Origin of the sequence: Enterococcus sp. BWT-B8 (assembly GCF_020567625.1) — a bacterium.
Classification (GTDB): Bacteria; Bacillota; Bacilli; order Lactobacillales; family Enterococcaceae; genus Enterococcus_L.
The window spans coordinates 36,929-54,279 of the sequence record NZ_JAJDJV010000014.1 but is presented as its reverse complement, the minus strand read 5'-3'; the positions used below and the strand labels follow the sequence as shown (position 1 = coordinate 54,279).

Here is a 17,351-nt window from a genome sequence, read left to right as displayed (position 1 = left end):
ATTGTTCTAACTTCCAAGCAAATCTTTTTTTATTTGGCTAGTGGATATTTCAGGTGTACGTGCCAAATATATTACAGCAGCATCAGTTTCTTCCTGAATGAAATCAAATTTTCCAGCCCAATCATCACCCATTACAAATTTATCGATATGATATTCTTTTACATCAGTTGTTTTCTGCTCCCAGCCATTTTCTGGAATAACCAAGTCAACGTAGCGGATTGCTTCAAGTAATTTTTTCCGTTTATCGAAACTAAAATAGCATTTTTTCTGCTTTTCCTTCCAATTAAATTCATCAGTCGATAAGGCAACAATTAAGTAATCACCTTGTTCCTTTGCACGTCTTAACAAATTAATATGTCCGTAATGTAATAAATCAAATGTTCCATAGGTTATAACTCGTTTCATAAAACAGCTCCTCAATCTATTTATTTTTGAATAGTTTGTTAATTAAATGCTCGGATGAACTAATTTTTATATCAGGACAAAAAGTTTCTTTGAATTTTTCATAGCGAGTATTGACCGTAATAAAATCTCTATCAATCAACTCCAGAATCTTGTTAGTTAATTCTTCTTGCGTTTTTATAATAGGGCCAGGAAGAATTTTTTCAAGATTAAGATAGCAGCCACGAATATTTTGTAAGTAGTCTTGTTGATCGTACATAAAAAAAAGTATTGGTCGTTCTGTATAAGCAAAATCAAACATTACAGAAGAATAATCGGTAATCAATAAGTCTGAAATAAGATATAAATCTTTAATATCCGGATAATTGGAACAATCGATTACCCGATTGTCATATTTGGAACTATCTAGCTGATTAGCAATTAAGTAATGTGCACGAAATAAAATAACAGAGTTCTCCGAATTTTTTAATACTTGATCAAATGGAAAATGATTAATATATTTATAAGCACCTTTACTGTAAAACTCTGTGTCTCGCCAAGTTGGAGCATATAAGATTATCTTTTTCCGTTCACTCAAACCTAAATTTTTCAGAACTCGTTGCTTATTTATGGAATAATGCTTTTTATCCAACAAAATATCATTCCGCGGATAACCAATTTCAAGAATTTCTCCCTGATAATTAAATGCGTTTTTGAAAATGTTAGAACTAAAGGCGTTTGCCGATAGCAAATAATCCCAGCGAGCAGCTTCATTTTCAAAATTTTTCCGATATTGTTTGGTGGTAGTTCCTGGCATTGAAATATTTTCAATATCTAAGCCAAGTTTTTTTAAAGGAGTTCCATGCCAAGTTTGGATGTAGATTGTTTGTTCATTCTTTTTCATCCATGCTGGCATACGTGTATTAAAAATCCAGTATTTTGCTCTAGGCATTATCAACAGCCATTTCAAACCCAAACGCCGAACATAGGGAACATTATTTTCAATAAAAGGCTTTTCGAATCCTTTTTTTACAGCCCATAAACAAGGAATCTCTGGATATTCTTTTTGTAAATATTCATAAATCGCACGAGGATTGTCACTATATTGTTTTCCATGGAAGCTTTCAAAAAAGAATAATCTTTTTTTAGGGAGTGCTCCAAGGATGCTGAATACAACTTGTACAAACAAGTGATATAGATGCTCTATTCGTCTACGGAACTTTTTCATTATTCTCTCCCTATCAATTTGATCCTTAAATTAAGTAAATTTGAGTTTTACTAGTAGAATGGATGCTTTTTTAATAGTTAATATCTGATACCTTGAAAAGTGGAATGCAAAATAGAATAAAAATTCCTAATTATATTTTGCATACCCAACTTAATAAAAGAATGTAGAAGTCTTTTTGAGATTCATATATAGTCAACAAACTTTGCTCTGAACTTCAAATGCAGATGGGAACCAATAATCAGAAGAATCAAAGCCATCAGCCAGAAGATCATCGTGTAATTTCCTTTTTCCCAAAACCATTCTCTGGAAAGGAAGCTGTCTCGAAAGCCTTCAATAAGGTAATAGAATGGATTCAGCTTGAGTATTCGTACCAACTTAACCGGAAGATTTCGATTCTCAATATCCCAGATAGGTCCTGAGATGAAAAATACAACACGAAAGACAGATTGCAGCAAAATATGGTAGTCTCGAACTAAGGTGGTTAATGTAGCATTCAAGATACTGAACGAAAAAATAAAAATAATCATTGCTGCAAAATAGTACAGACTTTGCAGCCAATACAGGCTGGGATAAATTCCTGCGTTAATCAGAAAAAGAAAAGTGATCAGTATCATCCAAAAATAGTTGATTAAATTACTGGCTATGGAAATTGAAGGTAAGGCACTGACTGGAAATTTCATTTTTGCCACTAAACCGACATTACGATAAATACTGTTAGAGGCACCAATAACTGAACCATTAATAAAAAACCAAGTGCTGATTCCGATCATCATCCAGACAATAAAAGGTACACCTTTAATTTCTCTGCCGCCATTTACACCCAGACCAAAGATCATATAATAAATTCCAATCTGAATCATTGGATTTAATATCTGCCATATCAAGCCAAGATAGTGACTTTGATAAGTTGCTTTTTCCTCGTATTTGGACATCCGGAAAATAATACCCAGATTATTTAGCTGTTCCTTGATAATAATGACTACTTCTTTCATAATCTGCTCCTTTTATTCTCCTTGCGGGATAGTCAGTACTTGTCCTACATTTATGTCAGTTGATTCCAGATTATTTGTTAAAATCAGGGCCTCAACTGTTGTCTGATGCTCTGCAGCAATGCCATCAAGTGTATCTCCTTCTTGAACTAGATAACTTTCTGATACAGGTACAGTTGTGCTTTCTGTTGTTAAGAGATTACCTGTAGAACTCATTGCTGTTGATGTTTCACTTGTTTCTGTTGGGGGCTGGACAATTGTCGAATCAAAAGTCCGCGTAGTGGAGCTTTGGGTAGAATCTTTTGTAGCTGTATCTTTCTTTGGTTCATCTAACTGATAGAACAAAGTTTTGAACGGTTGAGCAACGACACTGGAAATAGCCCGGCCACTGAAACTAACCATACATAGGAACAGAGTAATAAGCATTAAAACGGCTAAGAGCACCCGCGTCCCACCAGACATGTTGCGCCCCACTTGGATTGGTTCTGTATCCTTTTGTATTTCTTTAATCTCCATTCGAGACATTTGAGTATCTGCAATTTGATTGATTTCCTCACGGCGAAGACGTTTCAAACTGAACGTTTTCTGAGTAGATACCTGTTCTTCTTTGTAGTCGCTTTGTTCTTTCTTCGTTAAACCCTTGAACCATGTATTAAATTTTTTATATTCGGCAATCACTTCTTTGGTAGGACCAAACATTTTTAACTGCCCATAGTGCATCCAAATCGTCTTATCACATAAGTTGGCTACTTGACCTAGGGCATGACTGACAAAAAAGATGGTCTTCCCTTGTTCCTTAAATTCCATCATTTTGTGCAAGCATTTTTGATAAAACGTGTCGTCACCAACTGCCAGAGCCTCATCAATGATCAATATATCTGGGTTTTGGTGTACCGCAATCGCAAATCCTAGTCGACTTTTCATCCCACTGGAATAGCTTTTTACCGGCTGATTGATAAAGTCTCCTAATTCAGAGAAATCAATAATTTCTGAAGTGATTGCTGCGATTTCTTTGTTGGTCATTCCCAACATCAGACACTTTAGCCGGATATTTTCCATTCCCGTAAGCGGACCTTTTAGTCCGGCGCCAATGGAAATGATGGAGGTTTCTCCATTGATTTCCAAATTACCGGAGGTGGGGGGAATAATCCCGCTTAAGATGTTGGACAAGGTGGATTTCCCAGATCCATTAATTCCTATAATGCCCACTGTCTCTCCATCATGAACCTCAAAAGATACACCCTTTAAAGCCCAAAACTTTGGAATATTTTTTCTTTTAATTGAAAAGAGACTTTTTAGTTTATCTGATTTTTTCTTGAGCAGATCATATTCTTTTGTGATGTATTGCGCTTTTACTTTATACGTCAATAGACTTCCCTCGTTTTTTATGTAGAATAGATTGAAGTGGTTGCTGGCAACTACTTCTTATTTTCCTCGTTTGGTACGCATAACCTTCCAGATATACTGTGGAATCTGAATCAGCCGGTCATAACGATGGAACTTAATCGATCGGTACAGCCATTCAATATTGTGATCCAGAAAGAATTTCGGTGCTCTCGGTACTGCTCCTGACAGCACATCAAAGGTCCCGCCCACATTCAAAAAGACTTTGGCATTCAATTCCTCTACATGCCGTTCCAGAAAAATCTCCTGCTTGGGTGATCCCAGCGCCACAAACAGAAAGTCCGGTGCCGCTTCATTGATAATCTCCACAATATTTGGTTCCTCTTTACTGGTAAAGCCATGCAAGTGATCGGCAATCACCAAATTCGGATATTGCTTTTGAATGTTTTCCGCTGCCTGTGCCACGATCTCTTTCTTCGCCCCATAAAGAAAAATCCGTTTCCTGTATTCATTGGCATATGTCAAACAGTTGTCCATCACATCAATGCCGGTGATCCGTTCGGTAATTTCCCCGCCGGTTACCTTGGACATCTTGACAATACCAATCCCATCGGCGATCCGATGGGTTGCCCGATGGATGTATTGAAAGACCTCCGGCTGTTCATACGCCTGTAAAGTAATCTGTGGATTCACGCTCGTAATGATCATTTTTTTATTTGAAGCCAGATAGTCCGGAATGTCTTCCAGAATCTTTTCGTGGGTTAACACATCTACCGGCAGTCCCCCTATGTATTCTGTTTTCATTTTATTCTCCCCAATCCGGCATCAACCAACGCCAACACTCGTTTTCCTGCTTTGCCATCGTTATATTGATTCCACTGTTCTTCCCATTGAACAGCTCGTTCTTCAAAAGAACTGAATTCGTTTTTGTTCAATACCTCGGTCAATTCTTCTGTTGTCTTCGTTACGGGTCCCGGTGCATAATCCAAAAATTCTTTCTGAATACCGGGCATTGCTTTATAAATTTCTAGATCTGGTACAAAAAAAATAACTTTGCCGTTCGTTCTGTTCACCATAAATTCGAACAGACTGGCAGAATAATCGGTAACCAGAATCTCTGTCTGTGGAAACAACTGTTCTAAAGATTCTTTTGTCAGCGCAACATTATTCGGCAGTACCAGCTTATCAATGCTTACAGCAGGATGCAGCTTTAACAGAAAGCTTTGTTCAGAAAGCTGTGAAAATGCTTGAATTGCGCTTTCAATGACTGCCATCATAGCTGCTGAATTCTCGCGGTAGGTGGGTGCATAGAGTATGGAGCTGCCGTGTTGTGTCGCAATGCTTTGCTTGACAAGCAAGTCTGCCTTGGGAAAGCCCAGATAACGAAGGACTTCCGGTGCTGCTTTCCAGCTGTTCACAAAGACCTGGCCCATGGCCTCTGAGCTGACCACAATATCTGTAAAAGCATCGTAGACTTTCTGGAACCGGCGCTGATCAGAAGTGCTGCGGTTTAGGGTGGCGGAATCCTCCCAACCAAAAGTTTTAACAGCACCGATCGCATGCCAAAGCTGGATGATTCGCCGATTTTTGTTTGGTTTCAAGATAGCCAGCTCTGGAAAATAGTTATCTGCCACAACCACTTGAGCTTGCTTTAAATAGGAAATTCCATTATGAACCAGCAACTGTTTTTGGCTGTAGGGTAGAATAGTGACCCCTTTTTCAGCTAATTTCTCGGCATATAATCGATTGTTTTCAGTGAAGAATAACAAAAAATCAGTCGAATACTTTTCAGCTAGTCGTTTAATAACTTCTCCATCATTACTCGAAAAGCTCATCAAATATACAATTGTAACTTGCTTTTTTTTCGATAGAGGAAGCCAGTATATTAAAAATAGATAGAAAGATTTTAAATAGTTCATAACAAGCTCTTTTCCGAGATCATTTCTTATTTGGGTAGTATCTTGAACAGTTAATAAAATTTCGGATAAATTAGGTATTATTCTGATTATCCTTGTGTGTCTTTTTTACTATCTGGACGAGTAAAGCAAGAATCTTTCATACATTAAAAAAAAGAGTTAAAATTCAATAATCACTACTTTGATTTATTTTTAGAAATAGCCTTCTAAAAAAGAGAATTTATTAAAGCTGGTAGCAGGTTTGGGTATGGTTAAAAATTTCATGTTTTGCGTAAAAATAGGAATAACTCGCAAATTCCCAATAAAAATAGCCATCAATTTCGCTTTTGACGGCGAAACTGACGGCGCAGAGACTGACAGAGGTTAAAATAATTACATGTGGAAATTTCATATTTTGCGTAAAAATAGGAATAACCCGCAAATTCCCAATAAAAATAGTCATCAAATTCACTTATGACGGCGAAACTGACGGCTCAGAATAGGATAGAGATTAAGTCTTTATAGGGCTTTTCCTATTTGAACGTAAATTTTTCAACAATACTGCGTTGATCTTCTAGAAAACTGCTGGTGTATGTGTCTAGTGTCATCTTGATGGATGAATGTCCAAGCATTGCACTGACAGCAGCAACATTCCCTCCTAAAGTAATGCAGCGTGTAGCGAAGCTATGGCGTAAAGCATGGAAGGTTCCTTGCTCAATCCCCAGCTGTCTTTTCAACTGAACAAATCTGTAATTGATTGTACGTGGTTCAACCTGTTTGTTTTTTCCTGTTGTGACCACATATTCAGAAAACGAAGAGTTCCTTTTTTTTATATCTAATAACGTATTTCTTAATGTACAGGTCAAAGGAATTGTGCGGAATCCTTTAGTCGTTTTCGGTGTTCCTTCTATAAGTTCGGTTTTTTTGTGTTTATCTTGGCTTGAAACTCGCTGGACGGTTCTTCGAACATGAAGGACTGACGAAGTAAAATCAATGTCTGCCCATTTTAATCCACAAATCTCACCAATTCGAAGACCCGATTCTAAGGCTAATAACACGGGTAAATATTTAGTTTCTTTTTGACTGATTTGAATCATTTGTTTCTGTATTTCCATAGAGAAAGCTTCTACTTTTTTATTTTGTATAGCAGGCAATATAACATTATCACAAGGATTAACAGCGATGTATTTTTTTTGTTTTGCTGTTTCCAGACAATCTTTTAATAGATGAAAGATTAATTGAACAGAACTGGAAGCTAATCGTTTAGTTAAATGACCGATCAAATCAGAAATATGATAGATGGTAATTTTTTCCAATTTATACTTACCTAATAATGGGAAAAGATGAACATGAAACTTATTTTGATAACTTGTATAGGTACTTACTTTGATAAGTTTTCCTTTTATTTCTCTTAACCAAAAATTTCCCCAATCAGTAAATGTGCCAGTATAGGGCCGTACTTTTGATGACTGTTCTAGGTAATAATAGGTCTTTCTTTCAAAAAGTCTTTCTTTGACTGAACGATAGGTATCACCATAAATATAGCCATAGTATAAAGAACCATTTTCTTTTCGCCCCTTAGGATACCGACCTTCCCAACGTCCATCCTTTCTTTTGTAAATATTTTCTCCTTTAGCCATAAAGAGTATTCAATCCTTTCTTTGACGGCGAATTTGACGGTGGAAAAAAACAAGAAAATTACTCTCAAACTTTTATTTATAGAATTATAGAAGGTTTTTCCCAATCTTTTAATCAAATTGAAAGATAAAAAGAGCAAATTCGTCCTATGTGTTATTGATTTTTAATAGTAATATGTGTAGAATTTAATTGTTGTGTACAAAAAATGGGTTAGTAAGTGAAAAAATGGAAGAAATACATACTAGAAAATTTCATGTTTTTACGCAAAACATGAAATTTTTCAAGCATATTAACCACATTTTTTTATTTATATGACATCAGTTGCTATAGTTCATAATGGTTGAGTTTAGCGGGAGAGAGTTAGAAGCATCGTTAGCATTCTATATTAATAATACTTCATAATACATAAAATATTTTTTCTTCTGGGAAATTATTATTTATGGTACGTAATTTAAAGTGCTGATCTTCAATTAATATTTGTAGGAAAGACAATTTAGAGAGACTAGTTGTTTGCCTACCACAATTTCTTTAATAAATTTCAGAAAGTGTGAATATTGTGAAGTACCTAAAGGTTTTCTATTTATTGTTCTTACGTCTATTGCCAAAAACAGTAAAAAAGCAAGTTACAATCGTATATTTGATGAGCTTTTCGAGCAATGATGGAGAAGTTATTCAACGACTAGCTGAAAAGTATTCAACTGATTTTTTGTTATTCTTCACTGAAAACAATCAATTATATGCTAAGAAATTAGCTGAAAAAGGGGTCACTATTCTACCCTACAGCCAAAAACAGTTGCTGGTTCATAATGGAATTTCCTATTTAAAGCAAGCTCAAGTGGTTATGGCAGATAACTATTTTCCAGAGCTGGCTATCTTGAAACCAAACAAAAACCGGCGAATCATCCAGCTTTGGCATGCGATCGGTGCTGTTAAAACTTTTGGTTGGGAGGATTCCGCCACCCTAAACCGCAGCACTTCTGATCAGCGCCGGTTCCAGAAAGTCTACGATGCTTTTACAGATATTGTGGTCAGCTCAGAGGCCATGGGCCAGGTCTTTGTGAACAGCTGGAAAGCAGCACCGGAAGTCCTTCGTTATCTGGGCTTTCCCAAGGCAGACTTGCTTGTCAAGCAAAGCATTGCGACACAACACGGCAGCTCCATACTCTATGCACCCACCTACCGCGAGAATTCAGCAGCTATGATGGCAGTCATTGAAAGCGCAATTCAAGCATTTTCACAGCTTTCTGAACAAAGCTTTCTGTTAAAGCTGCATCCTGCTGTAAGCATTGATAAGCTGGTACTGCCGAATAATGTTGCGCTGACAAAAGAATCTTTAGAACAGTTGTTTCCACAGACAGAGATTCTGGTTACCGATTATTCCGCCAGTCTGTTCGAATTTATGGTGAGCAGAACGAACGGCAAAGTTATTTTTTTTGTACCAGATCTAGAAATTTATAAAGCAATGCCCGGTATTCAGAAAGAATTTTTGGATTATGCACCGGGACCCGTAACGAAGACAACAGAAGAATTGACCGAGGTATTGAACAAAAACGAATTCAGTTCTTTTGAAGAACGAGCTGTTCAATGGGGAGAACAGTGGAATCAATATAACGATGGCGAAGCAGGAAAACGAGTGTTGGCGTTGGTTGATGCCGGATTGGGGAGAATAAAATGAAAACAGAATACATAGGGGGACTGCCGGTAGATGTGTTAACCCACGAAAAGATTCTGGAAGACATTCCGGACTATCTGGCTTCAAATAAAAAAATGATCATTACGAGCGTGAATCCACAGATTACTTTACAGGCGTATGAGCAGCCGGAGGTCTTTCAATACATCCATCGGGCAACCCATCGGATCGCCGATGGGATTGGTATTGTCAAGATGTCCAAGGTAACCGGCGGGGAAATTACCGAACGGATCACCGGCATTGATGTGATGGACAACTGTTTGACATATGCCAATGAATACAGGAAACGGATTTTTCTTTATGGGGCGAAGAAAGAGATCGTGGCACAGGCAGCGGAAAACATTCAAAAGCAATATCCGAATTTGGTGATTGCCGATCACTTGCATGGCTTTACCAGTAAAGAGGAACCAAATATTGTGGAGATTATCAATGAAGCGGCACCGGACTTTCTGTTTGTGGCGCTGGGATCACCCAAGCAAGAGATTTTTCTGGAACGGCATGTAGAGGAATTGAATGCCAAAGTCTTTTTGAATGTGGGCGGGACCTTTGATGTGCTGTCAGGAGCAGTACCGAGAGCACCGAAATTCTTTCTGGATCACAACATTGAATGGCTGTACCGATCGATTAAGTTCCATCGTTATGACCGGCTGATTCAGATTCCACAGTATGTCTGGAAGGTACTACGAACAAAAAATAGAAAATAACTAGTTTGGGTACTATGTATGTCTATACCCTAATACTACTATAAAACGAGGGAAGTCTATTGACGTATAAAGTAAAAGCACAATACATCACAAAAGAATACGATCTGCTCAAGAAAAAATCAGATAAACTAAAAAGTCTCTTTTCAATTAAAAGAAAAAATATTCCAAAGTTTTGGGCGTTGAAAGGCGTTTCTTTTGAAGTTCAGGATGGAGAAACTATCGGAATTATTGGGATTAATGGTTCAGGGAAATCAACATTATCCAATATCTTAAGCGGAATTATCCCTCCTACTTCCGGTAGTTTGGAAATCAATGGAGAAACCTCCATCATTTCCATTGGTGCTGGACTAAAAGGACCACTTACGGGAATGGAAAATATCCGGCTAAAGTGTCTGATGTTGGGAATGACCAATAAAGAAATCGAAGCAATCACTTCAGAAATTATTGATTTCTCTGAATTAGGAGACTTTATTAACCAGCCGGTAAAAAGTTATTCCAGTGGGATGAAAAGCCGGTTAGGGTTTGCGATAGCTGTACATCAGAATCCAGATATATTAATCATTGATGAAGCATTAGCAGTCGGTGATGACACCTTTTATCAGAAATGCTTGCACAAAATGATGGAATTCAAGGAACAAGGCAAAACAATTTTCTTTGTCAGCCATTCATTAGGTCAAGTGGAAAAACTGTGTGAAAAGACGATTTGGATGCACTATGGGCAGTTAAAAATGTTTGGCCCTACCAAAGAAGTGATTGCCGAATATAAAAAATTTAATACATGGTTCAAGGGTTTAACGAAGAAAGAACAAAGCGACTACAAAGAAGAACAGGTATCTACTCAGAAAACGTTCAGTTTGAAACGATTTCGCCGAGAGGAAATTAATAAAATTGAAGATAACCAAATGTCACGAGTTGAAATCAAAGAAATTAATAAAGATACTGAACCAATACAAGTAGGACGTAATATGTCCGCCAGCACAAGAGTTTTCTTAGCTTTTCTGATGGTGATGACTCTGTTTTTAAGTATGGTTAGTTTTAGTGGACGAGCAATTTCCAGTGTGGTTAATCAGCCGTTTAAATCGATGTTTACACAGCTGGAAGAACCTAAAAAAAGTAGGAAGACATCGACTTCATCAAGAAGTGCCGATTCAACAGTCCCCTCAACCCATGCCTCTATAGTGACATATGATTCAACATTGCCAGCTGTGGAGCCTGTTCTAAGTACTTCAATTGAACCTGAGACTTCGGAAAGTAGCACCTCAGTAGATGAAAACGGCAATTATATGGTTGTAGAAGGTGATACACTAGAGGATATTGCCTTCCAGCATCAAACAACAGTTGATGCATTGATTCTGACAAACAACTTAGAATCAACCGACATCAATGTGGGACAGATACTGGTTATCCCGCAAGGAGAATAAAAGGAGCAGATTATGAAAGAAGTATTCATTATTATCAAAGAACAACTAAATAATCTGGGTATTATTTTCCGGATGTCTAAATATGAAGAAAAGGCGACTTATCAAAGTCATTATCTAGGATTAATGTGGCAGATTTTAAATCCTATGATTCAAATTGGAATTTACTATATGATTTTTGGACTTGGGGTTAACGGAGGTAGAGAAATTGAAGGCGTTCCTTTTATTGTTTGGATGATGATTGGAATCAGCACTTGGTTTTTTATCAACAGCGCGATTATAGGTGCTTCAAATAGTATTTATAAGAATGTTGGCTTAGTGGCAAAAATGAAATTCCCGGTAAGTGCTCTTCCTTCCATTTCAATTGTCAGTAATTTAATGAACTTTTTTTGGATGTTCTTTATTACACTGATTGTTTTGATTAGCGCAAGTGTCTATCCTACACTTTATTGGTTGCAAAGCCTGTACTATTTTGCAGCAATGATTATTTTTATTTTTTCGTTCAGTATCTTGAATGCCACACTGACTACTTTAGTACGTGATTATCATATTATGTTGCAATCTATTTTCCGAGTTCTCTTCTATGTTTCAGGTCCTATTTGGAACATAGAAAATCGAAATTTACCTGTTGGATTGATCAATATACTTAAATTGAATCCCTTTTACTATATCATTGAAGGGTTTCGAGACAGTTTTTTATCTAGAAGCTGGTTCTGGGAAAAAGGAAATTATACCCTGATCTTTTGGTTGACAGCTCTGATTCTACTGATTATCGGCTCCCATCTACATCTGAAATTCAGAGCAAAGTTTGTCGATTATATTTAATTATCATGCTTGGAGGAAAAACTATGTACTTTGCACAAATCATGGCTGCTGGCAGTGGAAAACGAATGGGGAATACGACAATGCCAAAGCAGTTTTTATTACTTGGAGATAAGCCAATTATTATTCATACTTTAGAGAAGTTTATACTAAACCCTGATTTTGAAAAAATCATTATTTCTTGTTCAGAAAGTTGGATTCAATACACTCAAGATTTAATCAAAAAGTATATTGGCTCTGATGATCCACGAATTGTGGTTATTGAAGGTGGGGAAGAACGAAATGATACCTTAAATAAGGCCATAGAATATATTGAAACAGAATATACCATTACAGACAAAGACGTACTACTGATTCACGATGCAGTTCGTCCATTTATTACGAAGAGAATTATTAGTGATAATTTAGCAGCAACAGAGAACTACACTGCTGTTGATACAGGAATTCCAGCATTTGATACTATTGTCCAAGTGAGACAAGACATTATTTCTGATATTCCAAACAGAGATGAGATGTATCAAGGGCAAACACCCCAAACGTTTAATATCAAGGTACTAAAAAGATCCTATAGTTTATTGACGGAGGAACAGAAAAATATTCTCAGTGATTCCTGTAAGATTTGTTTATTAGCTGGTGAAAAGGTCAAAATGGTGGATGGAGAATTATTCAACATTAAAATTACTGCACCCTATGATTTAAAAATCGCTAACGCTTTACTTGAGGAGAGAGAAAATGATTAATCAAGTGATTCGTCTGACAGGTCCAAGACAATTTGAACAATTTTCCATAGAAGAGAAGATTTCAAATAGAACAACTATTGTCAGACCTACCTACCTTTCTATCTGTCATGCAGATCAGCGTTACTATACTGGTTCAAGGGATAAAGAGGTATTAAAGAAGAAATTACCAATGGCGCTAATTCACGAGGGTATCGGTGAAATTGTTTTGGATAAAACAGGAACATTTAAACGAGGGCAACGTGTAGTGTTAGTTCCGAATACACCTACAGAAAGCTCTGAACACATTAAAGAGAACTATTTACCAAGTTCACGTTTTCGCTCCAGCGGTTTTGATGGATTAATGCAAGAATATGTTTTTACAACACCCAACCGATTGGTAACTGTACCAGATTCACTACCTTCTGAGGTAGCTGCCTATACAGAATTGATTTCTGTCGCAATTCACTCAATATCAAGAATGCAAAAAAGAATGAATAGCGATATAGAATCTTTTGGTGTATGGGGAGATGGTAATTTAGGATTTATTACCAGTCTGTTATTAAAGCGGTTCTTTCCGAAATCTAAGATCATAGTATTTGGTAAAAATCCTGAAAAGCTTCAATATTTTTCTTTTGCTCATGAAATCTATTTAATTGATGAGATTCCTTTAGATTTAATGATTTCTCAAGCCGTAGAATGCGTTGGCGGTATGGGCAGTCAAGATGCTATCAATCAGATTATAGATCACATAAAACCGGAAGGAACTATTGCTGTTATGGGGGTTTCTGAACGTCTGATAGAAATTAATACTCGAATGGTTTTAGAAAAAGGCTTGACAATGGTTGGAAGCAGCCGTAGTGGTAGAGAAGATTTTGAGAAAACTGTTCAATTTTTACATGAACATGAGCATGCAAGAAAACGCTTGGAAGGACTAATCGGTATCGTTCAAGATATCTCAACGATTTCTGAGATTCATCATTTCTTTGAGTGCGAACTGCAAAATACTTGGGGAAAAGCCGTGATGAAATGGAATATCTAGCTTATTTAAAGATAAATGTACTGAAGCTTATATTTTCTGTTTTATACCTATTTTGGAGTTTCGTTATACCTTTTAAAAAAAATTCTATTCTATTTTGCAGTTCACGTAGTGAAGAAATGTCTCCCTCTATGCAAGCATTAAAAGACGGACTTTCTTTACAAGCTTATGGCATTTTTTCATTCAAACAACTCATGTTTAACCGGAAAGGAACGAAATCAAGTTATTTAAAAAATTGTTTCAAAGCTACAAAGCTAATTGCAGAAAGCGAAATAATTATTCTTGATGATCATTTCTTTCCAGTAAACGCCTTAATATATAAACAGAAAAAAAATCAAGTTATTCAGATCTGGCATGCAGCAGGAACCATTAAGCATTTTGGTAACAGTTTGCAAAACAAAAAAAATTTTATTCCACATAAAAATTATGATTTAGTATGCGTCAATTCAGAGAAAGATCGTAAAGCTTATGCAGAAGCTTTAGGAGTTTCCATCGAACAGACAATGGCCACAGGTGCAATACAACTAGAACTAGCGAAAAAAATTTATGAAGAGTTCCCCTACCAAATTTCAGAAAAAATTAAAATTTTTTATGCACCTACATATAGAAAAGGTAATGAGGACTATTCTCTTCATTTGATTCAAACACTAATCAAATTATTTGAGGAAGAGATGCCTGGTTTTGAACTAAAGTTATCTGTTCATCCTTACGTTCAATCAAAGGGAGTTAGCGATGATTATATTGTCCGTCCAGATCAGCTATATGAGGAGCTCTTATCCAGTGATTTATTGATAACCGATTACTCTTCTTTGATGATTGATTACAGTATTACAGAACGGCCCATCTTGATTTGGACTCCCGATCTAGAAGAATATGAACAGAATGTTGGTTTTTTTAACAAAAATTTTTTTGTTAAATACGACTTTTTTCAAGCTATTGAACTATCAGATATACAAAATTTTTGTATAAAAATGAAAAAAGGAACCTTGAGTGAAAAAACAAAGCACTTGGCAGTAGATGAACATGTTACCAACAATAGCAAAGCTGTTGAAACTATTAATGAAATTATCTTAAAAATATGTTTGATAGAAAAAGCAACTACTGAAATTTAGGATGGTATGAGAATGCAAAATATATATAGGACACCTACCGAGATGTATCAGGCACTTTTGGATAATGGATCTGTTAATGTCGAGTACCCCAACATTATTATCTCAGAAAATTTAGATAAAATACTTAAAAATACCTGGCAGAAAATGTTGTTCAACAGATTTATAACCTTTAATTTGCTTGATGCAGTTATAGATAAATCTGCTCAATCTTCTTCTGATTTCTATTCAAATAATATAATGATTATAAATGATTTTAAGCATATTGATCCTATCCAAATTTCTACATTTGACAAAATAGAACGAATGAAAAAGCTGTTAGATTTCTTATCTTTTGATGCTTCCAATTTAAGAAAACAAAAGAGTAAAGAAATGCAGAAAATTAAGCAACGTGTTTACGTGGATGGACAAATAAAGATTAAATATGGTTACAAAAATAATAATGGAAAAAAACTAATGATTTTTTTTCAAGGAAAAAGAGCAAGTCTGGCTGAAATCCACAGACAAGAAAATAAAATAACCCATAAGACAATGAATGAATTATTTCAACATGATAAATATCAGTTTTTTAAATACTCATTAAATAATCCTAACTATGATTTTGTCTATCTTGAAGATGATTTCAACTATATTCATGGGTGGTATATGACTAATTTTGGTTCAATGATTGTCTCTAATATTCAAAATTTCATTGTAAATCTCGGGAATAATTACGAAGAAATCCATTTTGTTGGAACTTCAAAAGGTGGATATGGTGCCTACCATGTTGGAAAAGATATGAAACAACTTACTAGTTTAACCCTTATTGCACCAATTCTGGACATTGCTCATTACATTGATATATTAAAAGTACCAACACTAAAAGCTGAGCTTTCAAATAATGATTCTGCTCTATTTAAACAGATTCAACAAAGAGAACAAATAAAACCTGATTTCCCTGAAAAAATTATGATTGTTACAGGAAAATCAGATTATGATTATAAAAAGTTACTACAGTTGTCTCACGAATATCCAGAAATCATTTTTGAGGAAGTTGATGAGAACTATACTCATTTGGAAATAATAAGTAACAGCTATAAAAGGGTATTGTCAAAAAGATTAAATTAATTCCCTCTTTCACTACTAAAATGATATTTACTTATCTTTTCTAGTTAACGAATCTCTAATTAAATATCATTTTTACAGTATTAAACTTTTCAAACCGGAAATGAGGATAAAAAGATGAAATTATTGAAACTATTTAGAAAGGCAAAAACATTTAGTTTCAAAATATTATATATGTGCTTTTCTATTATTCCCATCAATAAAAAAAGAATAACCTTTGCCTCAGATAGTCGAGCCACTTTATCGGGAAATTTGGAGTACTTATATACAGAAATTAATCGAAGAAATAAACAGTTTTCAAGTGTCTTTTTTTTAAAATCATCAATAAATGACAAGAAAACTCTTTTTTATCTTATTAAATTCGCATGGTCATTGGCCAGAAGCCGATACATACTTATTGATGATTTTTTTCCATTGATCTATCAACTGAAAATAAGGAAAGAAACAGATCTAATACAAGTTTGGCATGCTGCAGGTGCTTTTAAAAAATTTGGTTATAGTCGAATGGGTCTCCCAGGTGGACCTTCTCCAAAATCAAAAAACCATAAAAATTATACTAAAGTTTTTGTCAGTTCTTCAAATGTTATAGAACAGTATGCGGAAGGGTTTGGCGTTTCTTCATCTACCATCCTGCCTTTAGGTATACCTCGTACAGATTTATTTTTTGACTTAAAAAAAATGTCAAAAATTGAAACATATTTAAAGACGAAGCTTCCTTTTATAATCAATAAAAAAATAATACTATTTGCACCAACTTTTCGAGGAAACGGACAATTATCAGCTTACTATCCTAATGACTGGCTTGACTACGAAAAGCTATATGAAACGTATGCCAATTCAAACTATATTTGTCTTATAAAATTTCATCCTTTTATAAAGGAATATACAATCTCTGATAAATATAAGGATTTTTTCTTTGATGTCTCTGAATTTAGAGAAATAAATGATTTGTTAATCATTACAGATGTTCTAGTTACTGACTATTCTTCAGTTATTTTTGAATATGCTTTATTAAAGAAGAAGATTATATTTTTCACTCCTGATTTGGATGAATATATTGAGAAAAGAGGCTTTTATTTTGATTTTAAACAATTTGTACCTGGCCCAGTAGCTTATTCTTCTGATGAATTAATTCATTTACTTGATGAGCAAATTAAGGCTGATATACCAAAAATTGAAAAATTTATCGAATATAGCTTTGATTACTTGGATGGTCGATCATCAGAACGGATTATTGATTATTTGATAGAAATACAATAATCAATAAATATTTA

16 protein-coding genes are annotated in these 17,351 nt (G+C 35.3%); 9 read left to right on the top strand and 7 right to left on the bottom strand.

Features of this window, described 5'->3' with window-relative positions; all coding sequences use genetic code 11:
* Window positions 1-6 precede the first annotated feature (6 nt).
* From tagD to LI951_RS12615, 7 genes are all read right to left on the bottom strand, one after another.
* Entirely contained in the window at window positions 7-405 is a 399-nt protein-coding gene (gene tagD, locus LI951_RS12645) for a glycerol-3-phosphate cytidylyltransferase (RefSeq protein WP_202067858.1), read from the bottom strand.
* Window positions 406-421: 16 nt separating this feature from the next.
* A complete protein-coding gene (locus tag LI951_RS12640; RefSeq protein ID WP_229442418.1) occupies window positions 422-1,609 on the bottom strand; it encodes a CDP-glycerol glycerophosphotransferase family protein in 1,188 nt (395 codons plus the stop codon).
* A 182-nt stretch (window positions 1,610-1,791) separates the two neighbouring features.
* The gene (locus LI951_RS12635; RefSeq protein ID WP_202067856.1) at window positions 1,792-2,601 is read right to left on the bottom strand and encodes an ABC transporter permease; all 810 of its coding nucleotides are present in this window, start codon (window positions 2,599-2,601) and stop codon (window positions 1,792-1,794) included.
* A gap of 12 nt (window positions 2,602-2,613) precedes the next feature.
* A complete protein-coding gene (locus LI951_RS12630; RefSeq protein WP_229442417.1) occupies window positions 2,614-3,966 on the bottom strand; it encodes an ATP-binding cassette domain-containing protein in 1,353 nt (450 codons plus the stop codon).
* 57 nt (window positions 3,967-4,023) lie between these two features.
* Window positions 4,024-4,746, bottom strand: a complete 723-nt coding sequence (locus LI951_RS12625; protein ID WP_229442416.1) for a WecB/TagA/CpsF family glycosyltransferase — start codon at window positions 4,744-4,746, stop codon at window positions 4,024-4,026.
* The gene (locus LI951_RS12620; RefSeq protein ID WP_229442415.1) at window positions 4,743-5,861 is read right to left on the bottom strand and encodes a CDP-glycerol glycerophosphotransferase family protein; all 1,119 of its coding nucleotides are present in this window, start codon (window positions 5,859-5,861) and stop codon (window positions 4,743-4,745) included. Before LI951_RS12620 ends, LI951_RS12625 begins: the two co-directional genes overlap by 4 nt.
* A 509-nt stretch (window positions 5,862-6,370) precedes the next feature.
* Window positions 6,371-7,477, bottom strand: a complete 1,107-nt coding sequence (locus LI951_RS12615) for a tyrosine-type recombinase/integrase (protein ID WP_229442414.1) — start codon at window positions 7,475-7,477, stop codon at window positions 6,371-6,373.
* 554 nt (window positions 7,478-8,031) lie between these two features.
* On the opposite strand from LI951_RS12615, the gene LI951_RS12610 reads away from it, so the two are divergent.
* From LI951_RS12610 to LI951_RS12570, 9 genes are all read left to right on the top strand, one after another.
* A complete protein-coding gene (locus tag LI951_RS12610) occupies window positions 8,032-9,150 on the top strand; it encodes a CDP-glycerol glycerophosphotransferase family protein (RefSeq protein ID WP_229442413.1) in 1,119 nt (372 codons plus the stop codon).
* A complete protein-coding gene (locus LI951_RS12605; protein WP_229442412.1) occupies window positions 9,147-9,869 on the top strand; it encodes a WecB/TagA/CpsF family glycosyltransferase in 723 nt (240 codons plus the stop codon). Before LI951_RS12610 ends, LI951_RS12605 begins: the two co-directional genes overlap by 4 nt.
* A gap of 59 nt (window positions 9,870-9,928) precedes the next feature.
* Complete coding sequence (locus LI951_RS12600) at window positions 9,929-11,290, top strand: ATP-binding cassette domain-containing protein (protein WP_229442411.1); 1,362 nt, start codon at window positions 9,929-9,931, stop codon at window positions 11,288-11,290.
* A 12-nt stretch (window positions 11,291-11,302) separates the two neighbouring features.
* Entirely contained in the window at window positions 11,303-12,112 is an 810-nt protein-coding gene (locus tag LI951_RS12595) for an ABC transporter permease (protein ID WP_229442410.1), read from the top strand.
* 23 nt (window positions 12,113-12,135) lie between these two features.
* Entirely contained in the window at window positions 12,136-12,849 is a 714-nt protein-coding gene (locus tag LI951_RS12590) for a 2-C-methyl-D-erythritol 4-phosphate cytidylyltransferase (protein WP_229442409.1), read from the top strand.
* Window positions 12,842-13,867, top strand: coding sequence for an alcohol dehydrogenase catalytic domain-containing protein (locus tag LI951_RS12585; protein WP_229442408.1), 1,026 nt, complete (start codon window positions 12,842-12,844; stop codon window positions 13,865-13,867). Before LI951_RS12590 ends, LI951_RS12585 begins: the two co-directional genes overlap by 8 nt.
* Window positions 13,855-14,976 carry a CDP-glycerol glycerophosphotransferase family protein gene (locus LI951_RS12580; RefSeq protein WP_229442407.1) on the top strand — a complete coding sequence of 374 codons (1,122 nt, stop codon included), beginning with the start codon at window positions 13,855-13,857 and terminating at the stop codon, window positions 14,974-14,976. Before LI951_RS12585 ends, LI951_RS12580 begins: the two co-directional genes overlap by 13 nt.
* Window positions 14,977-14,988: 12 nt before the next feature.
* Window positions 14,989-16,080, top strand: a complete 1,092-nt coding sequence (locus LI951_RS12575; RefSeq protein WP_229442406.1) for a hypothetical protein — start codon at window positions 14,989-14,991, stop codon at window positions 16,078-16,080.
* A 114-nt stretch (window positions 16,081-16,194) separates the two neighbouring features.
* Window positions 16,195-17,337, top strand: coding sequence for a CDP-glycerol glycerophosphotransferase family protein (locus LI951_RS12570; protein WP_229442405.1), 1,143 nt, complete (start codon window positions 16,195-16,197; stop codon window positions 17,335-17,337).
* The last annotated feature ends 14 nt before the right edge of the window (window positions 17,338-17,351 follow it).